Source organism: Streptomyces sp. NPDC052101 (genome assembly GCF_040680235.1).
In the GTDB taxonomy this organism is placed as follows: domain Bacteria; phylum Actinomycetota; class Actinomycetes; order Streptomycetales; family Streptomycetaceae; genus Streptomyces.
Map to the genome: position 1 here is coordinate 45,073 of NZ_JBFAWH010000013.1, position 24,861 is coordinate 69,933.

A 24,861-nucleotide genomic window follows, 5' to 3' on the forward strand; every position below is an offset into this window, starting at 1 on the left:
CGATGAGCCCCCGCGCCGGCCAGGCCGGCCACCCTCCCCGCACGCTCGCCTTCGTGGAGAGCCCGGTCCAGCTGCTGAACGTACTGGAGTGGGCGCATCTGCACGGCCTGCGCGGCCCGGCCCCGGACCCGCTTCCGTCCGTGCCGGCGCAGGTGCGGCGGACGGTGGCCGGCGATCCGCCACCGGCCGGCGCGGACCTCACGGTCGTCGTCCTGTCCCCGACCGACCCCATGACCCGGGGCCAGCTGCGCCGCATGGTGGACCTGGCCCGGGACGAGGGGTACCGGGTGCGCTGGGAGGAGGCGCGGGGCGGTACGACCGCACCCTTCTCGACGATCGGCGGCCTGGCGGGACCGCTCCGCCGGGCCGACCGCGTCGTCATGGGGGACCCGTTCTCCCGCTACGTGCAGCTTCTGCTGACCATCACCCGCGCCCGCGACCTGGTGGTCGTGGACGACGGCACGGCGACGATGGAGTTCGTCACCCAACTCGCCCGGGGTGAACGGCTGGTCCGCTGGCACCGCAAGGGCGGCCGCCCGGGGCCGCGGGACCTGCTCTTCGCCCCGGTCTCCTCCTCGGCCCGCCGCCGCCTCACGCCGAGCGCCCGCCGCCGGGTCGAGGTCTTCTCCTCCATGCCGGTGACGGAGACCCCGGACGGGGTGACGGTCACGGCCAACGACTTCTCCTGGACCCGCGCCCGGTTCGGCCCGCCGCGCATCACCAAGAGCGCGGACATGGTGGGAACATCCTTGGTGGAAACGGGAGTTGTGGACGGCGACCGCTATCTGGAGGCGGTCCGCACCCTCGCCGGGGCGCACGGCGCGACACGCTATTTCGCACACCGCAGGGAGAGCGCGGAAAAGCTCCACCGGCTGGCGGCGGAAACGGGCCTGGAGATCGTCCGCCCGGACCTGCCCCTGGAACTGATCGCCCGCCGCGGCCCGATCGGCCGTACGGTCCTGAGCTTCCCGTCGACGGTCGTGCACACCCTGCCGCTGGCGCTGGTCGGCACGGGGGTACGGGTGGCGGTGTGCGACATCGACCCGTCCTGGCTCACGGACAACGCCTCGCCACGCGCGCAGGGCTTCCTGTCCGGGGTGACGGGCACGGCACGGGACGTGCACCGGCTGGCCGCGGTGAGCCCGGCGTAGCCGACCTGCTCAGAGCATCAGACCGGTTCTTCACCGGCATCCGCCGCGGCCATGATCGCGGTCTCGTACACGTCGATGACCTGCTCCACCGTCCGGTCGGTGTACTTGGCGAGGTCGGCGACCGCCGCGACCGCCCAGTTCGCCAACGACAGGGCGAAGGCGAGCAGTTCGTCCTCACTGCGCGTCCGCTTGACCGCCAGCAGGTAGGCCAGGTTCAGATAGGGCACGAGGTCGGGTTCGCCGACCTGCGTCCCGCTCGTCCTCACCATTTCGATCGTGGTCCGCGTCGCCTCCGCGCGGAGCGGCAGCAGCCGGTCCCGTTCGGCGTGGACCTCGCCGAGAAATCGCTGACGCTCGTTCTTCTCCATGCCACCCAATGTGGCGTATCGGACGGGGGCGTCACATCCCCTTCGGTCCAACTGGGCAAGCCGTTGTGTTGGTGCCGGTGGCCCGAGCCGGACCGGGCTCCTCGCAAGGTGCCCGGTCCGGTCGTGATCGGCGTGTTGGTTACTGGTCGGTGAAGCGGCGGACGGGCGCTGCGTAGCCGCCGTCGCCGTGCCCCGGAGGAACTCCTGGGGCGCTGGTCAAGGTTTGTTGATGATTGCGAGCAGGGTTATCCGCACGACGCTGAAGATTACTTTCCCTGGGATCCCAGAAAAATTCTGGTGGGCTCGTGGCATGGTGAAGGCTGGCGGGAAGCGTCTTGCAGAGGACGTGCGCCGTGAATATCGCATCGACCTGATTGAGGTCGAATAGCCTGCCGATTTCGCATCGAGTCTGCAAGCTGGTACGTAGGTGGCGCGTGTGAATGTAGGCGAGCGGTTGCCTCATCGACACGAACTGACCTCGGCTGGGCAGCCCAGTTCAGCGTGCGAACGGTTTGGAGAGCATGCCACCACCGCTACGGATAGATATGAGGGATGTTCGAGGTAGAAGCCGTACGACACATCGGCGCCTGAGCGCAGTCGTGCGGCGGCGGCGGTCACAAGTCGGGCCAGGCGGGCGGTGTCGCGGTCTGTCTCCGACGTGAATCGGTACGCGTACTCGGCCAGTTGTTCTCCGAGCCAGGCTCCCGCTTCCTTCGACTCGTGCCAAGTGCCGCGGACCAGCGAACGTGGCTTGATGAGCCAGTACGCGGCCTCCAGGGGCGGCAGGTCCGACGTGGGGAACTCTGCGGCCACTTCGCGGTAGCGCTGGATCAATTCCGGTTTGCTTCCTGCCGGTGGCGGCTCAGGATGAGGGGGCCGCCGCAGGGCTTCCTGGTCGAAGCGCTCCTTCGGGCCGGTCCACAGGTAGCCGTGATGGTGCACCAGTCGTCTCGTTCACTGTTGGCGGTCGAGAGGGAGCCGGTCCCGGCTCCGCTCGGGAGTCCGGGACCGGTCGGGAGGAGCCGGGATGGTCAGACGGACAGGTCGAACCGCGCCGGGTCGATACCGGCGGCGTCCAGTTCCTCCGTGGTGAACCGCAGCGGCTGCATCTCCGGCCGCTTGCTGTCGCCGAGGGCCCAGGCGCCTTCGCCGATCCGGGCCAGAGTCACGCATCCTTCCGTGCATGGGCCGCCGCACGCCTTCACGAACGAGGCCCCGTCGATGTCCAGCGCGTACAGGTCGATTCGGTTCTGCATCACTGCACCCTCCTGTTCAACTGATCGCGGTCACGACTGGCCGCCGCCGCCCGCGAAGGGCGGGAGTTCCTGGGGAATGAGGCGTACTTCAGCGGCTGGCACGTTGCCGGACTCAGCCTTGCCTCGGCTGCATGCGACGACGTTAGGAGTTGCTTCGTCCGCGACTCTATGAACTTGCATGGACTTGCACGCCAATTGCTCTGGCTGATAGCGATATTGACGGTGTCTTGGCAGCTCAAGAAGATGATGCAAGTCAGAGCAAGCGCCTAGAACAAGGAGCGAGCCATGGCCGTAGAGTTCGTCGGGATCGACCCCGACACCGACCTTGACCACTGCCCCACCGTGTGGGCGGACGCGGAAGCTCAGGAGATCCTGTTGCAGGGGTGGAAACCAAGCATCCAGACTCAGGCGGAGTGCGAGGTGAACAGCCCCGCCAACGGCCCGGTGCCTGACAGCGAAGCTATCGTCAGGATCCCGGCCCGGATGATCCCGATGATCAGGGAGGCATGTGATGCCGTCGAGCGTGCCCGGCTTCGCTGAGCTGCTTGGCCGGTGTGAGCGGTCTGCCGTCCACCTGGAACTACGCGACTCCTACGCCTCGACGGACCGGTTCGAGGCGTGGAAGCGGGGCGAGCGGATCAACTGGGGGGATCGTGAGGTCTGGTGGCATCCCTTCTACCAGTTGATCACGGACGCTGCGGCCCGCGGCGTATCGGTCCGCCGGGCGCGGGTGGTCTCCGAGCCCGTGTCGGAGTACATCCGCTGGGAGCACTACGTCACGCACGCCAACGTCACAGCGGGTGAGGAGGTTCGGTGGCTGCCACGACGACAAGCCACAAACATTGCCCTTCCCGGAAATGACTTCTGGCTCTTCGACGGCGCACTGCTCCGGGTGCACCACTTCTCAGGTGACGGAGTGGTGGTCGAGGATGAGATCACGGCAGACCCGGAGACGGTGAAGCTGTGCTCGACTGCCTTCGAGGCAGTCTGGGAGCGAGCGATACCGCACCACCTGTACAAGATCTGACGAAAGCCGGCTCCATGCCCCCGCACCCTTCTCCAAGCGTCCAGAAGGCGCGCGAAGACCTCGCCGGCCGTCTGCGCGAGATTCGGAAGGATGCCGGGATCACCGGGCGGGAGCTGGCTTTCAGATGCGGTTGGTCAGAGTCGAAGTCGTCCCGGATCGAGAACGCCAAGACCCCTCCCTCTGAAGCGGACATCAAAGCGTGGTGCCGGGCCTGCGCCGCTCAGGACCAGGCCCCCGACTTGATCGCGGCGAACAGGCAGTCCGCCGATGCCCATGTGCAGTGGAGGAGACTCCAGCGAAGCGGTCTCCGTCTGCTGCAGGAGTCCGTAGTCGACCTGTACCAACGAACCAAGATGTTCCGCGTCTACGTCTCCGACGTCATCCCCGGGTTCCTCCAGACTCCCGGATACGCAACCGCCCTCTTGTCGTCCATCGCGGACTTCCGGGGAACCCCGGACGACGTGAGTGACGCCGTAGCCGCCCGCATGAGACGCAACGCGGTGCTGAGCAATGGCACCCGGCGGTTCTCGTTCGTACTGGAGGAGTCGGTGTTGCGGTACCGGCTGTGCAGCCCCGAGACCATGGCCGGCCAGCTTGGCCATCTGCTCGGGGTCATGGATCTCCATAACGTTGCCGTCGGTATCGTCCCCTTCTCGGCGCAGCGCACCATGTGGCCGATGCCGACCTTCACGATCTTCGACGACGTCAGGGTGCACGCGGACTCGCTGGATGCCGCTTCCGCGCTCACGCAGCCGAGCCAGGTAGAGCTGTACGGCCGGGCTTTTGAGCGGCTCTCACGAAGCGCCGAACGGGGAGCCACGGCACGTGCGCTCGTTACGAGGGCGTTGGCGTCCCTCGACTGAGCGGGGTGGTTCCGGGCGAGGCGGGAGGCCTAACAGGCGCCGGTTCGGATGGCCTGGACGAAGGGGGTGAAGGCTTCGGCGGGGAAGGTAAGGGTGCCGAGGGCGGGGTCCTTGGAGTCGCGGATGGCTATGTGGGTGGGACGGGGGGCGATTTCCACGCAGGAGTCTCCGTCGCCGAAGCTTGAGTAGGACGACTTCTGCCAGCTGTCAGGGGTGGGCATCACAGTTCCTTCGCCACGCGGTGGATCAAGTCTCGGGATCTTTCGGGGCTCAGTGCCGTGGCTTCCAGCCTACTGAAGAGGGCGCGCAGGGCACTGAGTTGGCCTTCGGAACCGATGTAGACCGCGCCGTTGGGCGCGTCGCGTACGACGGTGTCCAGCTTTGGCACCGCTCCGCCCGCGTACATCATGGCGCTCGCAGCGCCTGCGAACCCCTCTACGGTGAAGGGGATGACACGCACCGTGACATTGTCCGCCTCGGAGACTTCAAGGATGTCCGCCAGCTGGACTCTAGAGGCGGCGCGATCGCAGACCATGATGCGCAGCGCCGCTTCGTGGATGACGGCCTCGTATGGGGTGGCGTCGCGGACCACCTTGCGCTGCATCCGGTGCCGTACGCGCAAGTCAAGCTCCTCGTCGTGTAGTTCCGGGATCCGGTACGCGAATACGGCGCGGGCGTAGTCCTCCGTTTGGAGCAGGCCGGGGATGTACAGGAACTGTGCGTCACGAAGGAACGTGGCATGGTGCTCCAGCTCGGAGAGATCGAGGAACGGGGCGGGTAGCAGTTCCCGGTACTGCTCCCACCAGCCCCGTGTGCGATCGGTCGCCATGGCGACCAGCGCGTCGATCAGCCCTTCATCAGCGCATGAGTAGTTCGCGGCCAAGCGACGCAGGCGTTTCTCGCTCACACCGGCCAGGCCGGACTCGATCTGGCTGATCTGGGGAGCGGTCACCCCAAGCAGCGCTGCCGCTTCCCGTGAGGCGAGGCCTGCCGTGTCGCGGAGCGTGCGCAGTTCGACCGCCAAGCGCATCTGACGTGCCGTTGGCTCGGTTCTCTTTGCCATCGACTGGTCCTCTCAACACGCCTGGCGGTGCGACTCGTTCGAGGGTCAGGTTACGCGATCGACTTGCGGGATCTAAATAATTCCCCCTACTGTCAGTGATGCAACGCACACGCAGCGGAAGCGCACCGCTCCGCCCTGTCATGACGGCTGCGGCAATGCCACCGTGCTCCCAAGTCCCCCCATCGCAACGGAGTTGATGACGCATGCCCGAAATCGAAACCTGGGACTACACCCTCTACATCCCCAACGACCTCAGAGCCGTCACGGTGTGCCGCCGCACCCTGCGCCTGATCCTCACCCTGCACGGGTTGATGGGCCTGGTCGACACCGCCGAACTCCTGGCCACAGAGCTGGTCTCGAACGCCGTACGCCACACGAAGGGACCCGCCGCGCTGAGGTCCGCCGTACCCCGGAGGGCATGGTCTGGATCGGGGCGTGGGACAGCGACCCGGCTCCGCCGGACCCTCCCCGCCCGCTGGAGCAGGTCACGGAAATGGAGGACGGGCGGGGGCTGGGGCTGGTGAAGGCCTGTGCGGAGTACTGGGGGTGGCAGCCGACGGCCCGGTTCGGGGATCGGGGGAAGTACGTGTGGTGTGAGCTGGGGGCCGCATGAGCCGGCCTGCAACCGGGCGGGGCCCGTGAGCGTCATATTACTCAGAGCGACCAAATCCGGTGAGGAAGCTCGGGGGACGCGGCGATGACTTTCTGGCGTGAGCCGTTGTGGTTGTGGTTACGGGTGCTGGTGCTTCTGGTGGCGGTAAGTGGGATCGGCCTCTGTGTGCGGTGGGCGGCGGGGCAGTACGGCGATGTCTCGGCCTTCCGGCATGCGGCCGTCTGTCAGGGGGCCGCGCACCACGACTGCCTGGAGTCGACGACCGGCGCGATCGTCGACCGGCGCACCAGCGAGTCCTGCACCACGGACAGCAACGGCCTCCAGTCCTGCACCACCGACTACGAGCTTCGCGTACGGCGTCCGGACCACACGCAGTGGCTCGGCGTCGAAGGGGGCACATACGCCGGGGCGCACCGCGGCGACCTCGCTGACCTGCGGATCTGGCATGGCGCGGTGGTGCGTATGACGGTGGACGGCCACACCGAGAGCTACTCCCCGCCCTCCTCGGACTCGATGGCCTGGCGGCTGAGCGGGGCCTGGCTGTTCCTGGGGCTTGCCTTGTGGGCGGTGGTGAGCGGGCGTCCGGCCGGCCTGATCGCGTTCGGGAACTTCGGGTGGCTGTGGCTGACCATCCCGTTCACCATGGTCGTGCACGGCATCCTGCTCGGCGACCCCTCGGAGCTGGTCTGGGCCGGGCTGCTGGGCTCCTTCGGTGTCGGCTGGATGGTCATCTGCCACCGGATGTGATCTCGTGCCTCCCGGCCTCGGCCGTCGGCGTCGGCCGTCGGCGTCGGCTACGCCTTACGGACCAGTACGAACGCCCGCGCCCGGGTCTCCTCCCCGGTCGGTTCGCGGCGCACCCCCGCGATCAGTTCCAGGCCTGCCTCCGCCAGCCGTTCGATGACCTGCTCCGGAGTGCGCCAGTAGTAGTCGAGGTCGATCTCGTGGCCGAAGCGTTCGGGCAGGTGGAGGTGGCCGGGCTCCTCGGCGGTCTGGAAGGCGAGGAGGGCGTGGCCGCCGGGCAGCAGGGTGCGGTGGAACTCCGCGCAGGCCGTCGGCAGGTGGGCGTCGGGCACGTGGATCGTCGAGTACAGGGCGAGGATGCCGCCCAGGGTGGCGTCGGGCAGGTCCAGGGACGTCATCGAGCCGACATGGAAACGGAGTTGGGGGTACGTCTCGCGGGCCAGGGCCACCATGGCGGGGGAGAGGTCGACACCGAAGGACGGGACGCCCAGCTCGTGCAGGAGCGCGGTGACATGGCCGGGGCCGCTGCCCAGGTCGGCCACCGGGGCCGTGCCGTGTGCGGTGACCAGATCGGCGAAGGCGGAGATCAGGGCGTCGTCGAGCGGATGCCGGCCGCCGGCCGGGAACCGGGCCGCGTACTCCTTGGCGATCGCGTCGTAGGAGGTGCGGGTCGTCCGCAGGAAGGGCTCGGTCCGGTCGGTGGGGAAGTTCTCGGTCGCGTCGGTCACGGCTGCGGACCCTACCGGCCGGGGGCGCGGGGCGGGGCCGGTTCAGGGGCCGCGGCGGGGTCCGGTACCTGGACAAGTCGAGCGAGACTGTGGCGAGGCATGGTATCCGTGGATGGAGAAACAATGATTTTACCCACCAGAGTCCGCCGCCATGCGTCCGCCGGTCAGATTTTCTTCCCCTAACGGGCTGAACTTTTGTTGATCGAGGGGTAGTTGACCAGCCGGGCGTCCTACCCTTCAGAGGGTGAAGCAATTGATGTCCCTAGAGTCCGAGGCCGGCCTCGCGGGGGATGTGCTCCCCGGCGTGCTGAGCGAAGCCCTGCACGCCGAACTCGTAGCCTTCCGTCGCGACTTGCACATGCACCCTGAGCTGGGCAATCAGGAGTTCCGTACGACCGCTGCGATCAAGGAGCGGCTGGAGCAGGCGGGGCTTCGGCCCCGGGTGCTCGCCAAGGGAACCGGACTCGTGTGTGACATCGGGCTGGCCGAGGGTGAGCGGCCGACCGTACCGCTGCTCGCGCTGCGCGCGGACATCGACGCCCTGCCCATCCCGGACACCAAGACCGACTGCTCGTACCGGTCGACCGTGCCCGATCGGGCGCACGCGTGCGGGCACGACGTGCACACGACCGTCGTACTCGGCACCGGGCTGGTCCTCGCCGACCTGCACGCCAAGGGCCTGCTGCCCCGGCCGGTGCGGCTGCTCTTCCAGCCCGCCGAGGAGGTGCTGCCCGGCGGCGCCCTGGACGCCATCGAGGACGGAGTGCTCAAGGGGGTCGGCCGGATCCTCGCCGTGCACTGCGACCCCCGCGTCGACGCCGGGAAGATCGGGCTGCGGCACGGGCCGATCACGAGCGCGTGCGACCGGCTGGAGATCGCCCTGGACGGGCCCGGCGGGCACACCGCCCGGCCGCATCTGACCACCGACCTGGTGACCGCCGTCGCGCGCGTCGCCGTCGACGTGCCCGCGCTGATCGGCCGCCGTGTCGACGCCCGCGTCGGCCTCGTCCTGACCTGGGGCCGGATCGAGTCGGGCCACGCGCCGAACGTGATCCCGCAGCACGCCGAGCTGTCCGGCACGGTGCGCTGCCTCGACCTGGACGCCTGGCGGACGGCCCCCGACATCGTGCACGCCGCCATCGACGAGATCGCCACCCTGCACCGGGCCAAGTCCGAGATCACCTATGTGCGCGGAGTGCCGCCGGTGGTGAACGACCGGGAGTCCACCGAGCTGCTGCGCCGGGCGATGGTCGCGCGGCGCGGCCGGGACGCCGTCGAGAGCACCGAGCAGAGCCTCGGCGGCGAGGACTACTCCTGGTATCTGGAGCATGTGCCGGGCGCCATGGCCCGGCTCGGTGTACGGCGCCCCGGCGAGCGCACCGTGCGCGACCTCCACCAGGGCGACTTCGACGCCGACGAGCATGCGATCAAGGTCGGCGTCGAGATGTTCACGGCAGCGGCCTTCCTGGAGCCGAACGGGGAACGGGGCTAGCCCTTTCAAGATCCGAAAGGGAGAACCCGGATGTGCGGCCCCCTCGGGGGCCATTCCCCTGACCGGCGCAACCCGGTCGCAAGCCATGTGCAAACGGTGCGCAAGAGCATCGTAAGAGGGGCAAGACCGCGAGTTCAGATGCCGTTTGCCTCGAATCGATAACGGCTTCGGGAGGGGGTTTTTTGCGACATCTACGCGCGTTACGATGCCGCGAAGCCGACGCCGACGGGGCGTTCCGGCCCGAGCACTGGCATGGTGCTCACATCAAGCGCCGACATGGCGCTCAGGTCAGGTGAAGGAGCCTCCCGTGCGCCGGGTAGCCAAGCTTTCTGCTGCGTGTATCGCGACCGCGGCACTCGCCGTGACTGCCACCGCGTGTGGCAGCACGTCCTCCGACAACAACGCCTCGTCCTCCTCCTCGGGCGGCGGCAAGGGCATCAAGATCGGTCTCGCCTACGACGTCGGCGGCCGTGGTGACCGTTCCTTCAACGACTCCGCCGCGCGCGGTGCCGACAAGGCCGAGAAGGAGTTCGGCGGTTCCATCAAGGAGCTGACCGCCAAGACCTCCGACACCGAGGCCGACCGCGAGCAGCGGCTGTCGGACCTGGCCCAGGCGGGTTACAACCCGATCGTCGCCGTCGGCTTCTCGTACGCCCCCGCCGTCACCAAGATCTCCGCGAAGTTCCCGAAGACCAACTTCGGCATCGTCGACTCGGTCGTCGCCGCCAAGAACGTCAACAGCATCACCTTCACCGAGGAGCAGGGCTCCTACCTGGCCGGTGTCGCCGCCGCGCTGAAGACCAAGAAGGACCACGTCGGCTTCATCGGCGGTGTCGACAACCCGCTGATCAAGAAGTTCGAGGCGGGTTACGTCCAGGGCGTCCACGACACCAACCCCAAGGTCAAGGTCGACGTCCAGTACCTGTCCCACGGCCAGGACTTCTCCGGCTTCTCCAGCCCCGACAAGGGCCAGCAGGCCGCGCAGGGCATGCTGGACAACGGCGCCGACGTCATCTACACCGCCGCCGGCTCCTCCGGCAACGGCGCGATCGAGGCCGTGCACGGCGCCAAGGGCGCCTGGGCCATCGGCGTGGACTCCGACCAGTACAACATCCCGGGTCTCGCCCAGTACAAGAGCGCGATCCTGACCTCCATGGTCAAGAACGTCGACGTCGGCGTGTACGACTTCATCAAGTCCGTCCACGACGGCAAGCCGCTCACCGGCAACAACGTCTACTCGCTCGCCAAGGGCGGTGTCTCGCTCGCCACGAGCGGTGGCTTCATCAACGACATCCAGCCCAAGCTGGACGCTGCGAAGAAGAAGATCGTCGACGGTCAGATCAAGGTCAAGACCACCCCGTGACCCTGATGGGTCCCGGTCGGTCCAGCTGGCCCGCCTGACCCCGGCTCGGCGAGGAAACGTCGTCCCGACGCCCCTCGCCGAGCCATAACAATGTGTCAACTCTACGCGTGTAGCGCGGAGTTGCCGCGCTAGCGTCGCCGACGCCTGCCACCTCCCCTATGCAGCCCCTTTCCCCGAGGAGAGTGCGCCATCAACGCGTCCAGCCCTCCCGCTGCCGTCGAACTGCGCGGCATCACCAAGCGTTTCCCCGGTGTCGTTGCCAACAAGGACATCGACATCACCGTCCGCACCGGGACCGTCCACGCCCTGTGCGGTGAGAACGGTGCCGGCAAGTCGACCCTGATGAAGATCCTCTACGGCATGCAGCAGCCGGACGAGGGCACCATCACCGTGGGCGGCGAGCAGGTCGTCCTGAACAACCCCGGCGACGCCATCGCCCGCGGCATCGGCATGGTGCACCAGCACTTCATGCTCGCCGACAACCTCACCGTGCTGGAGAACGTCGTCCTCGGCGCGGAGAAGCTGTACGGCATCGGCAACAAGGCCCGCGCCAAGATCAAGGAGATCTCCGACGCGTACGGCCTGAACGTCCGCCCCGACGTCCTCGTCGAGGAGCTGGGTGTCGCCGACCGCCAGCGCGTGGAGATCCTCAAGGTCCTCTACCGCGGCGCCAAGACCCTCATCCTGGACGAGCCGACCGCCGTGCTCGTCCCGCAGGAGGTCGACGCCCTCTTCGACAACCTGCGCGAGCTGAAGGCCGAGGGCCTCACCGTCATCTTCATCTCCCACAAGCTGGGCGAGGTGCTGTCGGTCGCCGACGAGATCACCGTCATCCGGCGCGGTACGACGGTCGGCACGGCCGAGCCGTCCACCACCACCCCCAAGCAGCTCGCCGAGCTGATGGTCGGCAGCGAGCTGCCCTCCCCGGAGACCGAGGAGTCCACGGTCACGGACGTCCCGATGCTGAACGTGACCGGGCTGCACCTCGCGCAGACCGACCTCGACGGCATCGAGCGCATCATCCTCGACCAGATCACCTTCACGATCCACAAGGGCGAGGTCCTCGGCATCGCCGGTGTGGAGGGCAACGGCCAGTCCGAGCTGGTCGAGGCGATCATGGGCATGCGCCACCCCGACACCGGCACCATCACGCTCGACGGCACCAACATCTCCCACACCCCGACCCGCCACCGCCGCGAGGCCGGCATCGGCTACATCCCCGAGGACCGCCACCGCCACGGCCTGCTCCTCGAGGCCCCGCTGTGGGAGAACCGCATCCTCGGCCACGTCACCGAGAAGCCGAACTCGCGCGGCGGACTGCTCGACATCAAGGCCGCCCGCGCCGACACCGAGCGGATCGTCCAGGAGTACGACGTCCGCACCCCCGGTATCGAGGTCACCGCGGCCTCGCTCTCCGGCGGCAACCAGCAGAAGCTGATCGTCGGCCGCGAGATGAGCCACAACCCCAAGCTGCTCATCGCCGCCCACCCCACCCGCGGTGTGGACGTCGGCGCGCAGGCCGCGATCTGGGACTACATCCGCGAGGCCCGCCGCGAGGGCCTGGCCGTGCTGCTGATCTCCGCCGACCTGGACGAGCTGATCGGGCTCTCCGACACCCTGCGGGTGATGTACCGCGGCCGCCTGGTCGCCGACGCCGACCCCGCCACCATCACCCCCGAAGAGCTGGGCTCCGCCATGACGGGTGCGGCCACCGGCCACCTGGAGCACACAGAGGACGACGAGCGATGAACAAGCTGACCTCACGGATCGACAAGGAGCGGCTGCTCCTCGGCATCGCCGCACCGGTGCTGGCGATCGTCGCCGCGCTCGTCGTCACCGCCCTGGTGATCCTCTCGACCGGCAAGAACCCCGGTCCCGCCTTCAACGACATGCTGACCTACGGCTTCGCCAGCGACAGCCAGGTCTACATCCTCAACAAGGCGACCACGTACTACCTGGCCGGTGTCTCGGTGGCCATCGGCTTCCGGATGAACCTGTTCAACATCGGTGTCGACGGCCAGTACCGGCTCGCCGCGTTCTTCGCCGCCGTCCTCGGCGGCGCGCTGACCGTGCCCGGCTGGCTCGCCATCCCGCTGATCCTGATCTGCGCCATGGCGACCGGCGCCGTGTGGGCGGCCATCGCCGGCATCCTCAAGGTGACCCGCGGCGTCAGCGAGGTCATCTCGACGATCATGCTGAACTCGATCGCCACCGCGATCATCGCCTATCTGCTCCAGCCCGGAAAGCTGGCCCAGCTCCAGCAGGGCGGCACCGTCGTCGCCACCAAGCCGCTGCCGTCGGGCTCGCACTTCTTCAGCATCAACACCGGCCCGGCCGGTGACCTGTGGGGCTTCATCTTCGTCGCCGTGGCCGTCGGCCTCGCGTACTGGTTCGTGCTCGGCCGCACCCGGTTCGGCTACGACCTGCGCACCGTCGGCCAGTCCGAGAGCGCGGCCTCCGCGAGCGGTGTGTCGGTGAAGAAGATGATCGCCACCAGCATGATCATCTCGGGTGCGGTGGCCGGTCTGATCGGCATGCCGACCCTCCTCAACGACAGCTACCAGTTCAGCAGCGACTTCCCGACGGGCATCGGCTTCACCGGCATCGCCATCGCGCTGCTCGGCCGCAACAACCCGATCGGCATCGCGCTCGGCGCCCTGCTGTGGGGCTTCCTGGAGCGCACCACCAACCACCTGGAGTTCCAGGGCTACGACAAGGAGATCCTCGGCGTCATCCAGGGCGTCATCGTCCTGTGCGTCGTCATCGCCTACGAGGTCGTACGCCGCTACGGCCTCAAGCGCCAGCAGCAGAAGGTCGGCGCCGAACTCGCCGCCCAGGCCGCCGCCCAGTCGAAGAAGCAGGAGGTGGCGTGATGACTGCCACGATGACCGACACGCCGCCGCCCGCGGCGCCCAAGGCGGCGGGCGCGCCGCAGCGCTCGGGCCGCTCGCTCGGCCAGATCCTGATGATCGTCGCGGGTGCGCTGCTGCTGCTGGCCGCGGTCCGCATGATCACCGGTTCGCAGGACCTCGACTCCGCCGGCCAGGTCAGCGCCGCTCTCGGCCTCGCCGTGCCGATCGGCCTCGCCGGCCTCGCCGGCCTGTGGTCCGAGCGGGCCGGTGTGGTCAACATCGGCCTCGAGGGCATGATGATCCTCGGCACCTTCGGCGCCGGCTGGATCGGCTGGCAGTCCAACCCCTGGCTCGGCCTGCTGATGGGCATCGCCTTCGGCGTCCTCGGCGGCCTGGTGCACGCGGTCGCCACCGTCACCTTCGGCGTCGACCACATCGTCTCCGGTGTCGCGGTCAACCTGCTCGCGCTCGGCGCCACCCAGTACCTCGCCAAGCTGTTCTTCACCAGCGGCGCGGCCGCCAACGCGGGCGGCAACCCCAAGCAGTCCCCGCCGGTGGGCCCGCTGCCCGACGTCACCGTGCCCGGCCTCTCCAGCGGCCTGCACTCGATCGAGAACCACCACTGGTTCCTGGTCTCCGACCTCGCCGGCATCCTCGGCGGCCTGGTCACCCACCTGTCCGTGGTCACGGTCCTGGCCGCGGTGCTGTTCGTCGCCAGCTGGTGGCTGCTGTGGCGCACGCCGTTCGGTCTGCGGCTGCGCTCCTGCGGCGAGAACCCGACCGCCGCGGAGTCGCTCGGCGTCAACGTGTACTCGTACAAGTACGCGGCCGTCGCCGTCTCCGGCGGCCTCGCCGGACTCGGCGGCGCCTTCCTGGCCCTGGTCACCTCGCACACCTACCTGGAGGGCCAGACCGGCGGCCGCGGCTACATCGGCCTCGCGGCGATGATCTTCGGTAACTGGCGTCCGGGCGGCCTGGCGATGGGCGCCGGCCTGTTCGGCTACTCCGACGCGCTCCAGCTGCGCAACGGCGGTACGACCGTCCACGCGCTGCTGCTCCTGCTGGTGGTCCTGCTCGTGGCCCTGGCAGGCTGGAAGCTGTACCGCAAGGCAATGCTGCAGGGCGTGATCAGTCTCGCCATGGCCGCCGTGATCCTGGTCTGGTACCTGCTCACCGACACGGTCCCGAGCGACTTCGTGGGCGCCACGCCGTACGTCGTCACCCTGCTGGTGCTGTCCCTGTCGGCGCAGCGCCTGCGGATGCCGAAGGCGGACGGCATGCGCTACCGGAAGGGCCAGGGCAAGTGACACAGCAAGTCGCCGAGTTCGACTGGGAGGCGCTGCGGGAGGTGGCGCGCGAGGCGATGTCCCACGCGTACGCCCCCTACTCCGGCTTCCCGGTCGGCGTGGCGGCCCGGGTCGACGACGGCCGCACGGTCACCGGCTGCAATGTGGAGAACGCCTCCTACGGCCTCGGGCTGTGCGCCGAGTGCGGCCTCGTCTCCGACCTGCAGCGCTCGGGTGGCGGCCGGCTCACGCACTTCACCTGCGTGGACGGCACGGGCGCCCTGCTCGTGCCGTGCGGCCGCTGCCGCCAGCTGCTGTACGAGTTCGGCGGACCGGACCTTCTCCTGGACACCCCCGCGGGCGTCCTGCCCCTCTCCGAGATGCTGCCCCAGGCCTTCGGCCCGGACCATCTCACCAAGTAACGCCGTACGGCCCCCCTGCCCCGCTCGCAGGGGGGCCGTGCGCTTCGCACCTCCCGGAAGGAAGCCCCAGCCATGGCCATGGACGCCATCTCCGTCATCCGCACCAAGCGAGACCGCGGCGAGCTGACCGACGAGCAGATCGACTGGGTCATCGACGCGTACACCCGCGGCGAGGTCGCCGACGAGCAGATGTCGTCGCTCGCCATGGCGATCCTGCTCAACGGCATGAACCGCCGCGAGATCGCCCGCTGGACGGCGGCCATGATCGCCTCCGGCGAGCGCATGGACTTCTCGGCCCTGTCCCGCCCGACCGCCGACAAGCACTCCACGGGCGGCGTGGGCGACAAGATCACCCTGCCGCTGGCCCCCCTCGTCGCCGCCTGCGGTGCCGCGGTCCCGCAGCTCTCGGGCCGGGGCCTCGGCCACACCGGCGGCACCCTGGACAAGCTGGAGTCGATCCCCGGCTGGCGTGCCCTGCTCTCGAACGAGGAGATGCTGCACGTCCTCGACACCACGGGCGCGGTGATCTGCGCGGCGGGCGACGGCCTGGCCCCCGCGGACAAGAAGCTGTACGCGCTGCGGGACGTGACCGGCACGGTGGAGGCGATCCCGCTGATCGCCTCCTCGATCATGTCGAAGAAGATCGCCGAGGGCACGGGCTCGCTGGTGCTGGACGTGAAGGTCGGCACCGGCGCCTTCATGAAGACGATCGAGGACGCGCGTGAGCTGGCGTCCACGATGGTCGGCCTCGGCACCGACCACGGCGTGAAGACGGTCGCGCTCCTGACGGACATGTCGACCCCGCTCGGCCTCACGGCGGGCAACGCCCTGGAGGTCCGCGAGTCGGTCGAGGTCCTGGCCGGCGGCGGCCCCGCGGACGTCGTGGAGCTGACCGTCGCCCTGGCCCGCGAAATGCTGGACGCGGCCGGCATCAAGGACGCCGACCCGGCGAAGGCCCTGGCCGACGGCTCGGCGATGGACGTCTGGCGCCGGATGATCGCGGCGCAGGGCGGCGACCCGGACGCCGTGCTGCCCACGTCGCGTGAGCAGCACGTGGTGAAGGCCCCGTCCTCCGGTGTCCTCACCCGCCTCGACGCCTACGACATCGGCATCGCCGCCTGGCGCCTGGGCGCCGGCCGCGCCCGCAAGGAGGACCCGGTGCAGGCGGCGGCGGGCGTCGAGATGCACGCCAAGCCGGGCGACAGGGTGACCGAGGGCCAGCCGCTCCTCACCCTGCACACGGACACCCCGGAGCGCTTCGAGTACGCGCTGCAGGCGGTCCAGGGCTCGTACGACATCGCGGCGGCGGGGACGGAGTTCTCGGCCACGCCGGTGGTGCTGGAACGTATCGCCTGACCAGGGGATTTATCGTTCGGGTGAAGGGGATCGGTGGACCTGTGCCGGTCCCCTTCGGCGTGTTGGATGAGCCCATGGACGAGTTCGAGGGTGACTACCTCCTGACCGACAACGAGTGGGACGAACTCGTGTGGGTGTGGAAGCGGACCGATGCCCCCAAGGGGTGCAAGGTGGAGATCATTGAAGGGCTCATCACCGTGGCCCCGTACTCCGCCGTGGCTCACCACCGCTACTCCGCGCCCGTGCAGCGGCGCCTCTACTCCGTGATCCCCGACGACTGGGGCATCTTCCAAACTCAGTCCATCGCCGTACCGGCACGGCTGGGTATGCTCGTCCCGGACCTGCTGGTGATGCCGGTGCAGGAGCACCCGGAGTCGGACTCCTACCTCCCCGCAGCCCTCGCCGAACTCGTCGTCGAGGTCACCTCGAAGTCCAACGCCCGCCACGACCGCGTCAGCAAGGCCGCGGCCTACGCCACCGCCGGGATCCCGCTCTACCTCCTCATCGACCGCTGGGCCCCCGGAGGCCCCACCGCGACGCTCTACGGCGAGCCGAAGGGCGACGTCTACCGGGTCCTCAGCGCGGTGAAGTTCGGCGATCCCATCAAGCTGCCGGCGCCGTTCGACGTCACGATCGACACCGGTGAGTTCCCCGTCGACTGAACCTCGGCTTGGCGCTTACCGGGGCGATGAGTTCGGCGGGCCCCGGCGGTCTACCGTACGTGGATGCCAGGACACCCGCCGTGCTCGTGCTGCCCGGCCCCGTCGCCCGGGACGAGGTGGCGGGGCTGTGCGAGCGGGTGCGGACGCTGCTGGCGGGCGACGGGGCCCGCGTCGTCGTGTGTGACGTGGGCGGGCTCGGGCCCCCGGGGCTGGCCGTCGTGGACCTGCTGGCGCGGCTGGAGCTGACCGCCCGCCGGGCCGGCGGCCGGATCCGGCTGCGGGACCCCGACCCCGCGCTACCCGCCCTTCTCGACCTCGTCGGGCTCCGCTTCCAGATGGAGGGGCAGGTCGAAGAGCGGGAACCAGCGCTTGGTGTCGAGGAAGCAGTGGAAACCGGTGATCCGGCCGGCTGACAGCTCCAGCACCTGCACGGCCCAAGGACTGAAGCCGCCCTGCTCCTCGTCCGGCTTGTAGTGCGCGAACCCCGGCAGGCCGTTGACCTGGACCGGCAGCAGACGGGAGCCGGCGCAGGAGGCACCGAGGGTGGTCATGAAACCGGTGATGTCGACCGGGCCGCGCAGCCACAGGTCGAACGGCGGCATCGTCATGACGGCGTCCTCGTGGAGCAACGCGGTCAGCGCCGTCATGTCGTACCCCTCGAACGCCTTCACATAGCGCTCCAGGAGTCTTTGCTGCTGCTCGTCCAGCGGGTCGGACACCGCGCCCTCGGCCCCCGCATCCCCGCGCTCGGCGAGCGTGGCCCGCGCCCGCTGCAGCGCACTGTTGACCGAGGCGACGGTGGTGTCCAGCAGCTCGGCGACCTCGCTCGCCTTCCAGGCCAGCACCTCGCGCAGGATCAGCACCGCCCGCTGTCTGGGCGGCAGCTGCTGCAGGGCCGCCATGAAGGCCAGCCGGACCGACTCCTTGGCGACCGCCGCCTCCGCCGGGTCGTCGGTTGTCGGAAGCACGCGCGCGTCCGGCATCGGCTCCAGCCAGGTGCTGTCCGGGCGGGGGGACAGGGCCACCTGGGCGAGCGGCGTCGACTCGGTGAGATCCATCGGTCTCGCCCGCTTGTTGCCCGCCGTCAGCATGTCCAGGCACACGTTCGTCGCGATCCGGTACAGCCACGAGCGCAGCGAGGAGCGGCCCTCGAACTTGTCGTAGCTCCGCCAGGCCCGCACCAGGGTGTCCTGCACCGCGTCCTCGGCCTCGAAGGAGGAACCGAGCATCCGATAGCAGTACCCGGTCAGCTCGGTCCGGTGCTTCTCCAGTGCGACGTCGAGGTCCGCCGTCGCCGTGCTGTCGCCCATCGTCCACCCACCCCTGTGGCCGTCCCTGTGGCGCTCTTTCGCGCCCCAGCACTTTGGAAGCTACAGCAGGGCACTGACAACGGCCCCCGGAGCATGTGAAAGTGCAGGTCCGGGGGCGGGGCGCGTCAGTGCGCGGGTGCCACGAGGGTGCGCCGGGCCGCCACGGAACCGAGGACCGTGATCGTCACCACGCCCAGCACCGCGAGCAGGCCGACCCCCACCGTGCCGCCCCAGCCGTCCGCGTGGAACGCCAGCGCGCCGATCGTGCTGCCGGCGCTGGAGCCGACGTAGTACATGGACTGGTACAGGGCCGAGGCCTGGGCGCGGCCGTGGGTGGCCGTCTTGCTGACCGCCGAGGAGGCGACCGCGTGGCCCGCGAAGAAGCCCGCCGTGATCAGCACCAGGCCCAGCAGGACCAGCGGCAGCGCGGGCGCCAGCGACAGCAGCAGACCCGCGGCCGTCGTACCGCCCGCCAGGTACAGCGCCCCCCGGCGGCCGAACCGGCCCACCAGCCGGCCCGCCGTGGACGCCGACACCGTACCGACCAGGTAGACCAGGAAGATCGAGCCGATGATGCCCTGCGGCAGTCCGAACGGGGCGCCGGTCAGCCGGTAGCCGATCACCGTGTACACGCCGCCGAACACCGTCATGAACAGCGCGCCGATCGCGTACAGGCGCCGCAGCAGCGGGTTCGCGAGGTGGTCGCGGACCGTGTCGAGCAGCACGCGGGGCCGTAGCGAGCCCGCCCTGAAGTGCTTCGGAGCCGGCAGCAGCAGCCGGAACGCCACCGCGCAGCCGACCGCGACCACGCCGATCACCGCGACCGCGACCCGCCAGCCCCACTCCTGGGCCACCCAGCCGGTGATCACCCGGCCGCTCATACCGCCGACGCTGTTGCCCGCGACGAACAGGCCGATCGCCGTGATCAGCGCCTTGGGCCGGACCTCCTCGGCCAGATAGGCCTGCGCCGAGGCCGGCAGGCCGGCCAGCGCCGCGCCCTGCACCGCCCGCAGCACCACCAGGGCGCCGATCGACGGCGCGAACGGCACCAGCAGTCCGACGGTGACCGCGACGGCCAGCGAGGCCGTCATCACCGTACGGCGGCCGAAGCGCTCCGACAGGGCGCTCATCGGCAGCACGAACAGGGCCAGTCCGCCGGTCGCGGCCGCCACGGTCCAGCTCGCCTCGCTCGCCGTGACCCCGAACTCGCCGGAGATCAGCGGGAGCAGGGCCTGGGTGGAGTACAGGAGGGCGAAGGTGGCGACTCCGGCGAGGAAGAGGGCGAGGCTCATCCGGCGGTAGCCGGGGCCGCCCGGGGTCATACGGGAGTCGGAGTCGGTGGAGTCGACGGACGGGACGGGCAGTGCGGCGCCCACGGTGGTGGACGCCCCGGTACTGGCGGGAGACATGCTTCGACCGTAGGGACGCTCCTCTCATCCGTCCAATGCATGGAATGGTCATAATCGTTCCCATGGTGCATCAGCAAAGCTCACGGGATCGCCTGTCATTGAACAGTGACACAGAAGACATGTCTGAGATGTCGAGGGTGCTCGCGCCCCGCCTCGCCCACTTCGCCGGTGTGGCCCGCACCGAGCACGTCACCCGGGCCGCCCACGAGATGAACGTCCCGCAGTCCACGCTCTCCCGGGCGATGGCCCGCCTGGAGCAGGACCTGGGCGTCGACCTCTTCGCCCGGCACGGTCGTACGGTCTCGCTGACCCCCGCCGGCCGCACCTTCCTCGCCTCCGTCGAACGCGCCCTCACCGAGATCGAGCGGGCCGCCGAGGAGGTGCGCGCCGACGCCGACCCGGCGACCGGCAAGGTCGCCTTCGGCTTTCTGCACACCATGGGCGCCGAGACCGTGCCCGGACTGCTGCACGCCTTCCGCGCCGACCATCCGCGCGTCCGCTTCAGCCTGGTCCAGAACTACGGCGAGGCCATGCTGGAGCGCCTGCGCGCCGGCGAACTGGACCTCTGTCTGACCTCTCCGGTGCCGGACGCCCCCGATCTGGTCGCCCGCCGCCTGGACGAGCAGAAACTCCGCCTGGTCGTCCCCGCCGACCACCGGCTGGCCGTCCGCCGCCGTATCCGCCTGGCCGAGGCGGCCGAGGAAACCTTCGTCACCCTGGAGCCCGGCTACGGCCTCCGCCGCATCTTCGACAGCCTCTGCCACGAGGCCGGCTTCCGCCCGAAGGTCGCCTTCGAGGGCGAGGAGGCCGAAACCCTGCGGGGCTTGGTGGCGGCCGGGCTCGGGGTCGCCCTCCTGCCGCCGCCGACGGTCCCGAGACCCGGGGTGGTCGAACTGTCGGTCACGGCCCCGAGAGCCGTACGGGAGGTCGGCGTGGCATGGCTGGCCGACCGCCCGGACACCCCGCCGGTGGCGGCCTTCAAGAAGTTCCTGCTCTCAAGAAGAGGGAATCTGCTGCCGGCCTAGTGCCCCGGCACGCGGCGTTCGCCCCGTCGCGACGCCCGGCACGCCCTCTCGCCGCACCGGCCGAAAGCTTCCGTACGCCCAGTACGAGGGCTTCCGGCCGACGGCTGGGGGACCCCAGAGCACGCACCGGACGCCGCTCCTCAAGGGCAGACGTTGCCTGCCGGGGCACTGGACCCCCGCCCGAGCCCTACCGCTTCAGCGACCGGCCGAACCCCACGGCCAACGGCATCCGAAGCCCGATCGGCGGCGGAGCGGCCAGCGCGTCCGCGACAGGCCGCGACACATGGTGCCCGAACAGCGCACCCATCATGAAGTCGGCGGCCAGGCAGGCCACTTCGTCCCGGTGGCCATGCAACCCGTGCCCGTCGGAGTGCACTTCGAACCGGCACACCTCCCGGTTCGCCTTCTTCGCCCGCGCCGCGAACCGGAACGACAGCTCGGGATCGGTCCGTTCGTCGTTCGTGCCGTGCACGATCAGCACCCGGCGCCCCGTCAGCTGACGCACCGGCTCGGCGGGCGCGGCCACATCCTCCTCCGGCAGCCAAGGGGCCAGCGCCACCACGGAGTTGACGGCTTCGTGGCCGCCCGCCCGCAGTGCGGCCCGTCCGCCCATGTCCACCCCGACCAGGCACACGGGGACATCCCCGTACCGTCGTACGACCTCGTCGGCGGCCCATTCCGCGTCCGCGGCGAGGTGGGCCTCGCTGCCGTTCCAGCCCCGGTACCGGTAGTGGACGGTATGGACAGCCAGCCCCTCGGCCCGGCCCGCGCGGGCGATCGTGCGGCGCAGGGAGCGGACGGAGGCCGTCGCCCATACGGAGGACGGCCTGCGGGCGGAGACTTCCTCCCCGCCGGGGAGCAGCAGCACCGCTCCGCTCACCGCCGTCGGCACCGGGCCGACCGCCTTCCCCAGCCCGGCCGTTCGGACCGGTGTCGCTTGCTGTCCCATGACAGAACAGTGTCAGAAGGGGCGGTGGACGAAACCCGTACATGCGGTCACCGTTGGGTATCGACGGAAAGCTGCCCGGAAAGTGTTGCCGCGTTCACCGGGCCCTCTACGCGCGTAGGCGTTACAGTGCGGAAATGACGAGCGAGACCGCACCGACCGGGACCGTCTCGGCGAGCGTCCCGGTGCACGTTCCGACGCCGGACCAGATCCGCCGGGCGCCGAAGGTTCTGCTGCACGATCATCTCGACGGCGGGCTGCGCCCCGGCACCGTCGTCGAACTCGCCCGGGAGGGCGGCTACTCGGAGCTTCCCGAGACCGATCCGGACAAGCTGGGCATCTGGTTCCGCGAGGCCGCCGACTCCGGCTCGCTGGAACGGTATCTGGAGACCTTCAAGCACACCGTAGGCGTGCTGCAGACCCGCGAGGCGCTCGTCCGCGTCGCCCGGGAGTGCGCCGAGGACCTCGCCGAGGACGGCGTCGTCTACGCCGAGGTGCGCTACGCCCCCGAGCAGCACCTGGAGGGCGGGCTGACCCTGGAAGAGGTCGTCCAGGCCGTCAACGAGGGGTTCCGCGAGGGCGAGCGGCTCGCCCGGGAGACCGGCCGGCGGATCCGGGTCGGCGCCCTGCTGACCGCCATGCGGCACGCGGCCCGCTCCCTGGAGATCGCCGAACTCGCCAACCGCCACCGGGACTTCGGCGTCGTCGGCTTCGACATCGCGGGCGCCGAGGCCGGCCACCCGCCCACCCGGCACCTGGACGCCTTCGAGTACCTCAAGCGCGAGAACAACCACTTCACCATCCACGCCGGCGAGGCCTTCGGGCTGCCGTCCATCTGGCAGGCCCTCCAGTGGTGCGGCGCCGACCGGCTCGGGCACGGCGTGCGGATCATCGACGACATCGAGGTCCGCGAGGACGGCTCCGTGCTGCTCGGCCGGCTCGCGTCGTACGTCCGCGACAAGCGGATCCCGCTGGAGCTGTGCCCCAGCTCGAACCTGCAGACCGGGGCCGCGCCCTCCTACTCCGAGCATCCGATCGGGCTGCTGCGCCGGCTGCACTTCCGGGCCACGGTGAACACCGACAACCGGCTGATGTCGCACACGAGCATGAGCCAGGAATTCGAGCATCTCGTCGAGGCGTTCGGCTACACCCTCGATGATCTGCAATGGTTCTCCGTCAATGCAATGAAATCGGCGTTCATTCCTTTCGATGAAAGGCTGGCGATGATTAATGACGTCGTCAAGCCCGGATATGCGGAGCTGAAATCCGAATGGCTGTTTCAGTAGGTGGCCGCCACCAGGGCTTCTGACGGATCCGCGGGATAGCGGCAGGTCGACGGGTTCCGGGTTGTGAACAGTGCGTTCACAACCCGTCCGCATTTCGGTGTTTGCGGCAGGTGATCGGGCGTGTTTACGGTCGAGGACCATTCATCGTTTTTGTTCCCCCGTCCCCTCGTTTCAAGGACGCATTTATCATGAAGCACTCCGCCGCCAGGACCTTCGGTGTCGCAGCTCTCGGTGCGGCCTTCGCCGCCCTCGGCGCGGGCGCGGCCAACGCGGCCCCGGCCGCCCCGGACGCGACCCCGGCGCTCGACTCCGTCAGCCGGACGCTGCCGGCCGAGAACGTCGGCACGGCGCAGCCGGGCACCGCCGACGCCCTCACCCGCGGGCAGGACGCCCTCAGCCGGGGGCAGGACGCCCTGGGTGCCGGGGTGGCCGCCACGCGGCCGGCCGTAGAGAACGCGCTGCAGGGCGGGCCGACCGCCCCGCTGCACAGCCGCATCGGCGGGCTGTCCGCGCCGAGTCTGCCGACGCAGGGTCTGAACACCCAGAGCCTGCCCACGCAGAACCTGCCGATGAAGGGGGTCACGCTCGGCTGACGCCGACTCCATGCGACGCCGTCGGGGCGCCCCGGTCCGGTCCTGGGGCGCCCCGACGGCGTCCGGGCGCCGGTCGGTCGGTCGCACCAGGCGATCACCAGGCGATCACCAGGCGGTGTGCGACTTGTCCTCGGCGGGCAGCAGGATCCACAGCGCTATGTAGAGCAGGAACTGCGGGCCGGGCAGCAGGCAGGACAGCAGGAAGATCACCCGCATCGTCGTCGCGGAGGTGCCGAAGCGCCTCGCCAGCGCTGCGCACACTCCGCCGATCATGCGGCCGTGGGTGGGACGGGCAAGGGCGGTCATGACGGCTCCTCCGTGGTTGTCGACGTGGTCGTCGATCTCGCTGTCCTTCAGCTGTTCTCGACGATACGGAGACGAACCGGGCGAAGCATCGCTCTAAGGAGCCATTCCGACCCTGGGAATCGTCGGGGTGCGCCCCTGAGACAGCTCCTCCTGGACGGTGACGGGCCGGGCCTCGGCGTCGTCGTGCACCTGCCGCCTGCGCAGCCGGGCGCGGCCCGCGGGCACGACGAGCAGGTGGGCCAGGATCACGCCGGCGGTGTTGAGCAGCAGCGAGTCGATGTCCACCACCCTGCCGGGAACGCCGGTCTGCAGCAGGGCGATGCCGAGGGAGATCAGGGCGCCCGCGGCGGCCGTGCGGATCAGCGAGGCGAGCGGGGAGACGGCGAGCCTGCCGTGTGCCATCGGCAGCAGCACGCCCAGCGGGGCGAGCAGGGCCAGGCCCTCGCCGAGGGGCTTGGCGGCCTGCGGCCAGCCCAGCGCGAGGTCGGCACGGATGCCGGCGAGGGGGTGCAGATTGGGGGGTGTCACCCAGGGCACGTCCAGGGGTCGCAGCATCAGCCAGGCGACGAGGGTGAGGTGGACGACGAGGAGGACACCGCCTGTCGCCCGGATGCGGATCGCGGCGCTGCCGCCGATGGAGCCTTGACGCTGCACGACCCCCTAGACGCACCGCCGGGCCCGAACGGTTCCGGGCCGCAACTTTTTCGGGAGCCTGTGCGAGTAAGGCGGCCGCGGCACCC

General features: G+C 69.6%; 29 protein-coding genes and 1 pseudogene. 19 read left to right on the top strand and 11 right to left on the bottom strand.

Annotation, left to right across the window (positions count from 1 at the left end; genetic code table 11):
- Window positions 1-2 precede the first annotated feature (2 nt).
- Window positions 3-1,151 (top strand): hypothetical protein, encoded by a 1,149-nt coding sequence (locus AB0L75_RS23285; protein ID WP_365183849.1) that lies wholly within the window; start codon window positions 3-5, stop codon window positions 1,149-1,151.
- Between the two features lie 17 nt (window positions 1,152-1,168).
- Here the strand turns inward: AB0L75_RS23285 and AB0L75_RS23290 are convergent, their stop codons facing one another.
- Window positions 1,169-1,519: a hypothetical protein gene (locus AB0L75_RS23290; protein WP_365183852.1), complete on the bottom strand. Its 351-nt coding sequence runs from the start codon at window positions 1,517-1,519 to the stop codon at window positions 1,169-1,171.
- Window positions 1,520-1,748: 229 nt separating this feature from the next.
- Between AB0L75_RS23290 and AB0L75_RS23295 the strand changes: the two genes are divergently transcribed.
- Window positions 1,749-1,907, top strand: a complete 159-nt coding sequence (locus tag AB0L75_RS23295) for a hypothetical protein (protein ID WP_365183854.1) — start codon at window positions 1,749-1,751, stop codon at window positions 1,905-1,907.
- A gap of 71 nt (window positions 1,908-1,978) precedes the next feature.
- Here AB0L75_RS23295 and AB0L75_RS23300 read toward each other — a convergent pair whose 3' ends face one another.
- Both AB0L75_RS23300 and AB0L75_RS23305 read right to left on the bottom strand, forming a co-directional pair.
- Window positions 1,979-2,461, bottom strand: coding sequence for a hypothetical protein (locus tag AB0L75_RS23300; RefSeq protein WP_365183857.1), 483 nt, complete (start codon window positions 2,459-2,461; stop codon window positions 1,979-1,981).
- 89 nt (window positions 2,462-2,550) lie between these two features.
- Window positions 2,551-2,775, bottom strand: coding sequence for a DUF397 domain-containing protein (locus AB0L75_RS23305; protein WP_365183859.1), 225 nt, complete (start codon window positions 2,773-2,775; stop codon window positions 2,551-2,553).
- 285 nt (window positions 2,776-3,060) lie between these two features.
- Between AB0L75_RS23305 and AB0L75_RS23310 the strand changes: the two genes are divergently transcribed.
- The 3 genes from AB0L75_RS23310 to AB0L75_RS23320 are packed head-to-tail and all read left to right on the top strand — an operon-like array spanning window position 3,061 to window position 4,665.
- On the top strand, window positions 3,061-3,315 hold the full coding sequence (locus AB0L75_RS23310; protein WP_365183861.1) for a hypothetical protein: 255 nt from the start codon (window positions 3,061-3,063) through the stop codon (window positions 3,313-3,315).
- Entirely contained in the window at window positions 3,287-3,802 is a 516-nt protein-coding gene (locus AB0L75_RS23315; protein ID WP_365183863.1) for a DUF6879 family protein, read from the top strand. The genes AB0L75_RS23310 and AB0L75_RS23315 overlap by 29 nt, the downstream gene beginning before the upstream one ends.
- Before the next feature lie 14 nt (window positions 3,803-3,816).
- Window positions 3,817-4,665: a helix-turn-helix transcriptional regulator gene (locus AB0L75_RS23320; RefSeq protein ID WP_365183866.1), complete on the top strand. Its 849-nt coding sequence runs from the start codon at window positions 3,817-3,819 to the stop codon at window positions 4,663-4,665.
- A gap of 29 nt (window positions 4,666-4,694) precedes the next feature.
- On the opposite strand, the gene AB0L75_RS23325 is transcribed toward AB0L75_RS23320, so the two are convergent.
- Together AB0L75_RS23325 and AB0L75_RS23330 are read right to left on the bottom strand one after the other, a co-directional pair.
- Window positions 4,695-4,886: a DUF397 domain-containing protein gene (locus AB0L75_RS23325; RefSeq protein ID WP_365183868.1), complete on the bottom strand. Its 192-nt coding sequence runs from the start codon at window positions 4,884-4,886 to the stop codon at window positions 4,695-4,697.
- Window positions 4,886-5,728 carry a helix-turn-helix transcriptional regulator gene (locus AB0L75_RS23330; RefSeq protein ID WP_365183869.1) on the bottom strand — a complete coding sequence of 281 codons (843 nt, stop codon included), beginning with the start codon at window positions 5,726-5,728 and terminating at the stop codon, window positions 4,886-4,888. The genes AB0L75_RS23325 and AB0L75_RS23330 overlap by 1 nt, the downstream gene beginning before the upstream one ends.
- Window positions 5,729-5,931: 203 nt before the next feature.
- Here AB0L75_RS23330 and AB0L75_RS23335 point away from each other — a divergent pair.
- Window positions 5,932-6,341: pseudogene (locus AB0L75_RS23335) on the top strand (ATP-binding protein).
- Window positions 6,342-6,425: 84 nt separating this feature from the next.
- Window positions 6,426-7,088, top strand: coding sequence for a hypothetical protein (locus tag AB0L75_RS23340; protein ID WP_365183871.1), 663 nt, complete (start codon window positions 6,426-6,428; stop codon window positions 7,086-7,088).
- 47 nt (window positions 7,089-7,135) lie between these two features.
- On the opposite strand, the gene AB0L75_RS23345 is transcribed toward AB0L75_RS23340, so the two are convergent.
- Entirely contained in the window at window positions 7,136-7,813 is a 678-nt protein-coding gene (locus AB0L75_RS23345; RefSeq protein ID WP_365183874.1) for a class I SAM-dependent methyltransferase, read from the bottom strand.
- A 256-nt stretch (window positions 7,814-8,069) separates the two neighbouring features.
- Between AB0L75_RS23345 and AB0L75_RS23350 the strand changes: the two genes are divergently transcribed.
- The 9 genes from AB0L75_RS23350 to AB0L75_RS23390 all read left to right on the top strand — a co-directional run bounded on the left by AB0L75_RS23350 (window position 8,070) and on the right by AB0L75_RS23390 (window position 17,659).
- Window positions 8,070-9,305 (top strand): M20 family metallopeptidase, encoded by a 1,236-nt coding sequence (locus tag AB0L75_RS23350; protein WP_365183875.1) that lies wholly within the window; start codon window positions 8,070-8,072, stop codon window positions 9,303-9,305.
- Between the two features lie 307 nt (window positions 9,306-9,612).
- Complete coding sequence (locus tag AB0L75_RS23355; protein ID WP_365183879.1) at window positions 9,613-10,668, top strand: BMP family ABC transporter substrate-binding protein; 1,056 nt, start codon at window positions 9,613-9,615, stop codon at window positions 10,666-10,668.
- Between the two features lie 222 nt (window positions 10,669-10,890).
- The gene (locus AB0L75_RS23360) at window positions 10,891-12,417 is read left to right on the top strand and encodes an ABC transporter ATP-binding protein (protein ID WP_365184267.1); all 1,527 of its coding nucleotides are present in this window, start codon (window positions 10,891-10,893) and stop codon (window positions 12,415-12,417) included.
- Window positions 12,414-13,541, top strand: a complete 1,128-nt coding sequence (locus AB0L75_RS23365) for an ABC transporter permease (protein ID WP_365183881.1) — start codon at window positions 12,414-12,416, stop codon at window positions 13,539-13,541. Before AB0L75_RS23360 ends, AB0L75_RS23365 begins: the two co-directional genes overlap by 4 nt.
- Window positions 13,541-14,827: an ABC transporter permease gene (locus tag AB0L75_RS23370; RefSeq protein WP_365183884.1), complete on the top strand. Its 1,287-nt coding sequence runs from the start codon at window positions 13,541-13,543 to the stop codon at window positions 14,825-14,827. Before AB0L75_RS23365 ends, AB0L75_RS23370 begins: the two co-directional genes overlap by 1 nt.
- Entirely contained in the window at window positions 14,824-15,228 is a 405-nt protein-coding gene (locus tag AB0L75_RS23375) for a cytidine deaminase (RefSeq protein ID WP_365183886.1), read from the top strand. Before AB0L75_RS23370 ends, AB0L75_RS23375 begins: the two co-directional genes overlap by 4 nt.
- Before the next feature lie 78 nt (window positions 15,229-15,306).
- Complete coding sequence (locus AB0L75_RS23380) at window positions 15,307-16,584, top strand: thymidine phosphorylase (protein ID WP_365184270.1); 1,278 nt, start codon at window positions 15,307-15,309, stop codon at window positions 16,582-16,584.
- Window positions 16,585-16,658: 74 nt separating this feature from the next.
- The gene (locus AB0L75_RS23385; RefSeq protein ID WP_365183889.1) at window positions 16,659-17,246 is read left to right on the top strand and encodes a Uma2 family endonuclease; all 588 of its coding nucleotides are present in this window, start codon (window positions 16,659-16,661) and stop codon (window positions 17,244-17,246) included.
- A 26-nt stretch (window positions 17,247-17,272) separates the two neighbouring features.
- Window positions 17,273-17,659: an STAS domain-containing protein gene (locus AB0L75_RS23390; protein ID WP_365183890.1), complete on the top strand. Its 387-nt coding sequence runs from the start codon at window positions 17,273-17,275 to the stop codon at window positions 17,657-17,659.
- Here the strand turns inward: AB0L75_RS23390 and AB0L75_RS23395 are convergent.
- Together AB0L75_RS23395 and AB0L75_RS23400 are read right to left on the bottom strand one after the other, a co-directional pair.
- Window positions 17,543-18,556 carry a sigma-70 family RNA polymerase sigma factor gene (locus AB0L75_RS23395; protein WP_365183892.1) on the bottom strand — a complete coding sequence of 338 codons (1,014 nt, stop codon included), beginning with the start codon at window positions 18,554-18,556 and terminating at the stop codon, window positions 17,543-17,545. The genes AB0L75_RS23390 and AB0L75_RS23395 overlap by 117 nt on opposite strands.
- A 125-nt stretch (window positions 18,557-18,681) precedes the next feature.
- Window positions 18,682-19,965, bottom strand: coding sequence for an MFS transporter (locus AB0L75_RS23400; protein ID WP_365183895.1), 1,284 nt, complete (start codon window positions 19,963-19,965; stop codon window positions 18,682-18,684).
- A 62-nt stretch (window positions 19,966-20,027) separates the two neighbouring features.
- Between AB0L75_RS23400 and AB0L75_RS23405 the strand changes: the two genes are divergently transcribed.
- Window positions 20,028-20,990, top strand: a complete 963-nt coding sequence (locus tag AB0L75_RS23405) for a LysR substrate-binding domain-containing protein (protein ID WP_365183896.1) — start codon at window positions 20,028-20,030, stop codon at window positions 20,988-20,990.
- A 187-nt stretch (window positions 20,991-21,177) separates the two neighbouring features.
- Here AB0L75_RS23405 and AB0L75_RS23410 read toward each other — a convergent pair whose 3' ends face one another.
- Complete coding sequence (locus AB0L75_RS23410; RefSeq protein WP_365183898.1) at window positions 21,178-21,939, bottom strand: alpha/beta hydrolase; 762 nt, start codon at window positions 21,937-21,939, stop codon at window positions 21,178-21,180.
- A gap of 134 nt (window positions 21,940-22,073) precedes the next feature.
- Here AB0L75_RS23410 and AB0L75_RS23415 point away from each other — a divergent pair, with 134 nt between their 5' ends.
- Both AB0L75_RS23415 and AB0L75_RS23420 read left to right on the top strand, forming a co-directional pair.
- A complete protein-coding gene (locus AB0L75_RS23415) occupies window positions 22,074-23,222 on the top strand; it encodes an adenosine deaminase (protein WP_365183899.1) in 1,149 nt (382 codons plus the stop codon).
- A 188-nt stretch (window positions 23,223-23,410) separates the two neighbouring features.
- On the top strand, window positions 23,411-23,815 hold the full coding sequence (locus AB0L75_RS23420; protein ID WP_365183901.1) for an ATP-binding protein: 405 nt from the start codon (window positions 23,411-23,413) through the stop codon (window positions 23,813-23,815).
- A gap of 105 nt (window positions 23,816-23,920) precedes the next feature.
- Here the strand turns inward: AB0L75_RS23420 and AB0L75_RS23425 are convergent, their stop codons facing one another.
- Together AB0L75_RS23425 and AB0L75_RS23430 are read right to left on the bottom strand one after the other, a co-directional pair.
- Window positions 23,921-24,121, bottom strand: coding sequence for a PspC domain-containing protein (locus AB0L75_RS23425; RefSeq protein ID WP_365183903.1), 201 nt, complete (start codon window positions 24,119-24,121; stop codon window positions 23,921-23,923).
- A 93-nt stretch (window positions 24,122-24,214) separates the two neighbouring features.
- Window positions 24,215-24,775 carry a VanZ family protein gene (locus AB0L75_RS23430; RefSeq protein ID WP_365183906.1) on the bottom strand — a complete coding sequence of 187 codons (561 nt, stop codon included), beginning with the start codon at window positions 24,773-24,775 and terminating at the stop codon, window positions 24,215-24,217.
- Window positions 24,776-24,861: the final 86 nt, after the last annotated feature.